This window comes from Arthrobacter sp. JCM 19049, from assembly GCF_001310435.1.
Genome location: NZ_BAXF01000519.1, coordinates 1 through 1,487, shown reverse-complemented (window position 1 = coordinate 1,487; position 1,487 = coordinate 1). Strand labels below are relative to the sequence as shown.

1 protein-coding gene and 1 pseudogene are annotated in these 1,487 nt (G+C 67.3%); both read left to right on the top strand.

Features of this window, described 5'->3' with window-relative positions; genetic code table 11:
* Window positions 1-126: 126 nt before the first annotated feature.
* Entirely contained in the window at window positions 127-738 is a 612-nt protein-coding gene (gene folE, locus JCM19049_RS14015) for a GTP cyclohydrolase I FolE (protein WP_054821888.1), read from the top strand.
* A gap of 4 nt (window positions 739-742) precedes the next feature.
* Window positions 743-1,487 (top strand): annotated as a pseudogene (gene folP, locus JCM19049_RS14010) (dihydropteroate synthase); the annotation flags it as partial.

The window sequence follows — 1,487 nt, the reverse complement described above, 5'->3', positions numbered from 1 at the left end:
CCACCGCCCACGGGTGCCGGCGGTGCCCGTGTTACCTTTCGATGCGCGGGCCGGCACCCCAAACCGGATAGGATCTAGAACGTGAGTAGTTCCAAGACCATAGACAGTTCGAAGAGCCAGGACAGCGTGCCCGGTCCCGAGGGAGCCCAGTCCTCCAACGGCGTGCCGGCCAAAGAAGTGGACCAGCCGCGCATCGCGGCGGCGGTGCGCGAGATCCTGCTGGCCATCGGCGAGGACCCGGACCGTGACGGGCTGGTGGACACCCCCAAGCGGGTCGCCAAGGCGTACGCCGAATTCTTTGCCGGGCTCAGCCAGGACCCGGCCGAACACCTGGACACCACCTTTGACATCGAGCACGATGAACTGGTGCTGGTCAAGGACATCCCGTTCTACTCCACCTGCGAGCACCACCTGGTCCCGTTCCACGGTTCGGCGCACATCGGCTACATTCCGGGCAAGGCCGGAAAGGTCACCGGGCTGAGCAAGCTGGCCCGGCTGGTGGAGGTCTTCGCCCGCCGCCCCCAGGTCCAGGAGCGGCTGACCACCCAGATCGTCGACGCCTTGGTTGAGCACCTGCACCCGCAGGGCGCGATCGTGGTCGTGGAATGCGAACACATGTGCATGTCCATGCGCGGGGTGCAGAAGCCCGGCGCGAAGACCGTCACCAGTGCGGTGCGCGGCCAGCTGCGCGAAACCGCGACCCGCGCCGAAGCCATGAGCCTGATCTTAGGAAAGTAGTGATATGTCTCTAGGAGCGATTCCGGGCACCGGCCCGGCCACCAGCCCGCTGACCGTGATCCGCAAGATCAAGCGCAAGACCTTCGCCGATCTGCCCACCGACCGCACCCTGGTCATGGGGATCCTGAACATCACCGAGGACTCCTTCTCCGACGGCGGGAAGTACCTGGACTCCGGGGCCGCCATCGACCAGGGCCTGAAGCTGCTGTACTCCGGCGCGGACATCATTGACGTGGGCGGGGAGTCCACCCGCCCCGGCGCCGCCGAGGTGGATCCGCAGCTGGAACGCGAACGCATCATCCCGGTCATCCAGGCCCTGGCCAAGGGCGGGGCGGTGGTGTCGGTAGACACCATGCACGTGGACACCGCCCGTGCCGCCATCGACGCCGGCGCGCACCTGATCAACGACGTCTCCGGCTCACCTACGAGCCGGGCATGCCCGAACTGATCGCCGAAACCGGGGTCCCCTACGTGCTGATGCACCGCCGCGGCACCGCGCAGAGCATGGTCACCGAGGCGAACTACCAGGACGTGGTCACCGAGGTGGTGGGCGAACTGCGCCAGCTGCGCGACGAGTTCGTGGCCAAGGGCGTGCGGCCCGAACAGATCATCCTGGACCCGGGGCTGGGCTTCGCCAAAGACGCCGAACACAACTGGGCGCTGCTGGCCGCGCTGGGCGAGCTGGAGGCGCTGGGGCACAGGGTGCTGATTGGCACCAGCCGCAAACGCTTCCTGGGTGAGCTGCTGCG